The organism is Rhodopirellula sp. JB055 (genome assembly GCF_043100905.1).
Taxonomy (GTDB): domain Bacteria; phylum Planctomycetota; class Planctomycetia; order Pirellulales; family Pirellulaceae; genus Rhodopirellula.
In genome coordinates, this window is the sequence record NZ_JBICHO010000027.1 from 1 (window position 1) to 3,534 (window position 3,534).

At 58.3% G+C, this 3,534-nt stretch carries 2 protein-coding genes and 1 pseudogene; 2 read left to right on the plus strand and 1 reads right to left on the minus strand.

Annotated features, from left to right (window positions below):
- Positions 1–892 (minus strand): PQQ-binding-like beta-propeller repeat protein (locus tag ACF8AM_RS00810; protein ID WP_392553800.1); only part of this gene is annotated, 892 nt, incomplete at its 3' end.
- A gap of 370 nt (positions 893–1,262) precedes the next feature.
- Here ACF8AM_RS00810 and ACF8AM_RS00815 point away from each other — a divergent pair.
- Together ACF8AM_RS00815 and ACF8AM_RS00820 are read left to right on the plus strand one after the other, a co-directional pair.
- Entirely contained in the window at positions 1,263–1,919 is a 657-nt protein-coding gene (locus tag ACF8AM_RS00815; protein WP_392553801.1) for a sigma-70 family RNA polymerase sigma factor, read from the plus strand.
- Positions 1,904–3,412, plus strand: a pseudogene (locus ACF8AM_RS00820) (serine/threonine protein kinase); the annotation flags it as partial. The gene ACF8AM_RS00815 and the pseudogene ACF8AM_RS00820, both read left to right, overlap by 16 nt.
- Positions 3,413–3,534 lie beyond the last annotated feature (122 nt).

A 3,534-nucleotide genomic window follows, 5' to 3' on the forward strand; every position in this document is an offset into this window, starting at 1 on the left:
CACCGTAGTCACTGGTGTGATAGATGTGGTCACCGAGGATCAGAGGCGTCGGAATGGTTGCCACTTTGTTGCCGGACAAGGGATTCTCAAACAGCTTTTCACCGGACTGACAATCAAACGCGACCACGCCGATGCTGCTGGCGGTGACGTAGTAATTGGTACCGCCCAGTGATCCCTTCATGGCGGACACGTAGTGGGCCGGCGCGTCGACGCCTTTGGATTGCCACAGCAATTTGCCGGTGCGACGATCCAGGGCGATCATGAAGTTACCGCCACCCGGTGTGACCACCACGCGATCGCCATCGATCAGCACGGACTCGCTGTATCCCCATTTGGGAATCCCGCCACCGTAGTCGGCGACCAAGTCGACCGACCACAGCTTGCCCCCGTCTTGGCGTCGCAAGGCCGAGACCACCCCGACGTCGGACAAGACGAAGACCTGGTCCCCATCGACGGTCGGAGTGCTGCGTGGACCGCCACCCCAACCGGTGTTGTAGTCGTCGCCGGTCCCTGCACGCGACACGGGAACTTGCCAGATCGACCGTCCCGTTTTGGCATCGACGCAAATCGCGTAGCAGTTCTGCTCGTCCGATCCCATGGAAAACAGCTTGCCGTCGACAATCGCGGTGCTGCTGTACCCACGTCCGGCCGTGGAGATCGACCACTTCAGCTTCGGTCCACCATCCGGCCAAGTCTGCAACAAACTTTGCTCGGCTGCCTTGCCGTCCCGGGCGGGACCTCGCCACTGGGGCCAATCCGCATCGCCCGCCAGCAAACTGGCTCCTAGCAGCGTGGAGCCGAGGACCAAAGAAGTGGCAGCAATTCGTTTCACCTTTGCCAAGATCGGCCGAGCAGTTTCGAATGAGGGCAGGATACAAAGTCGACGAAGCATGGTGGATCGTTCCGGAGTGGTGTGAAGGCGGGGAAGGTCGGAACTTTTGGTGAAGTTCCGCCCTGGCACTTTAGCAAACCACCCCACAGGATCCAAGCAAGTCGCTGGGAGGTCACGGAATCTGGAAATGCTCAGGGCATCCTTGGTTGCAACCAGTGGTTCTGTTTTGCAAACCCAGGTTTTGTAAGAACTTAAGAAGTTGGTCGAATCTCGTCGTTGAACTCAGAATCTGCCCCATTTGGGTGCTGAAAATGACATGATTGACCACTCCACTGCGATCTTTCGCCGATCCCGGTTGAGGCGGGCGATCAACCAACCGGGGAAACTGGATTAAACTGACAGACACCGCGTTCCTGCCGAGAGATTTCTGTTGAACCCATCGCCATCCGATTCGCCGTCTTCGGACACCACCACCGCTTTGGTGATCGCTTCTAAACAGGGCGACAACGAAGCGTTGGGGCAATTGCTGCTGCGCTATCGGGGATACCTGTTGATGCTGGCGCATCGTTACCTCAGTGATCAGCTTCGTCGGCGAATTGATCCCGCCGATTTGGTGCAGGTCACGTTCTTGGAAGCGAAACGAGACCTGCATGCTTTTCGAGGGGAATCCTCGGGCGAATTTGCTGGCTGGTTGAGAGGCATGCTGAAAAACAATGTTGCCTCGGCAGTCGCACATCACGTGATGACACAGAAGCGATCGACCAAGAAAGAAGTGCACGCCGGTGGAGGCGGTAACGACGGCAGCCAACCCGACAACTGGATCGCACAGATGCCTGGTGCGAAGACCAGTCCGAGCGGTGTCGCCGTTCGGCAAGAGGCGGTCAGCGCGATGATGCAAGCACTGCATGAACTGCCGGAAACGCAGGCCGAAGCGATTCGGCTGCGGTACATGGAAGGCCTGTCGTTGAAAGAGATCGTCGATCGAATGGACAAAAGCGAAACCGCGGTCGCCGGTCTGCTCAAGCGAGGCTTGAAAAAGCTTCGAACGATTTTGGACACCGATAGCAGTCCTTGGTGGAAGACCTGATGCCCGAAACCAACGACGACGGTTTGGATGAGATCTTCGCGTTGTACCTGTCCGCTTGCGACACGGGAGAACTGACTTCACGAGATGACTTTCTGAAGCAGCATCCGGAACACGCCGATCAACTGCGCGAATTGATGGACGCCGCCGATTTGATCGGCACCTTTTCGATGGCCGGATCGGCTTCCGAAGATACATCGCATCCGTGGACGGAACCCATCATCTTGCCACCTGACGTCGATGGCGAGGAAGTGGACTCGCGTTTGGCATCCACGGCCAGTCGGATCGATGTGCGAACGGACCTGGCCGATACGATCGGAATTGGCAAACCTGTTTCGGACGCGAACCTGGGCGAACATTCCAATGTGGACCCCCATCTGACACTGCCCATGGCCAATCGCTCCCAAGGCGATTCCGGGCCGTCGTTGCCGTTCGATCTGGGTGACTACCAACTGCTCAAAGTCTTGGGCGTCGGTGGGATGGGCGTGGTGTACTTGGCCAAGCAGCGAGACTTGGATCGGTTGGTCGCTGTGAAGATGATCCGCAGTGGCATGTTGGCAGGGCAAGACGAGGTCAAACGTTTCTACACCGAAGCCAAAGCTGCTGCGAAACTCAAACACCCCAACATCGTCGCGGTCCACCAATTCGGACGACGCGCCGGTCATCACTTTTTCTCGATGCAGTACGTCGAAGGCGAAGACCTGCAAAAGGTGCTCGCCAAAGGTCCGTTGCCGTCTCGACGGGCGGCTGAAATCGTTCGCGATGTAGCGCAGGCAATCCATCATGCTCACAGTCGCGGGGTGCTGCACCGCGACCTCAAACCGGGCAACGTCCTGATCGATCCATCCGGACAAGTCCATGTGACGGACTTTGGGCTGGCCAAACACACCGATGCGGACAGCAGCGTGACCGGCAGCGGGGCCGCAGTTGGAACGCCACACTACATGGCACCCGAGCAAGCCCTCGGACACAGCGACCGGGTGACGCATCACAGCGACATCTATTCCCTCGGTGCGATTCTGTTTGCGTGCGTGACGACTCGCCCACCGATCGTCGGCGACACGGTGATGCAAACACTGTTGAAAGTCGCGCATCAACCCGCACCCAATCTGCGATCCGTTTGTCCTCAAGCGGAATCGGATTTGGAGGTGATCGTCGCCAAGTGCTTGGAAAAGCAGCCCAAGGATCGCTACAAAACGGCCAAGAACTTAGCCGATGATTTGAATCGTTTCTTGTGCGGCCAAACCATTCATGCCCGCTCGCGGAGTCGAGTCCGAAAGGTCATCGATTGGTTCGGGCAAGTTCCCGTGGTCGCTGCGGTCACCGGACGCCAAACCTCCGGTGCAGCCATTGGACAACGGCGATTTCAGAATGGAATTCTATCCGCTGCGATCATCCTGCCGTTGCTGTTGTTGGCCGGGTTGATATGGCAACAGCGTCTCAACAACGCGATGCCCACTCGAATTCGAATTGCGGGAGGGCTTCCGGGCGGCCTCCCCAGCGCGGCCTTGAACGCCTCCGCCGCGTGCTGCCGTTCCCGGTCCGTGGTGGTCACGACGTAAGGGTGGTCGAGCATCAGCGTGCCCTCGTCCGGCATGAGGCTCACGATCGGGTTGGG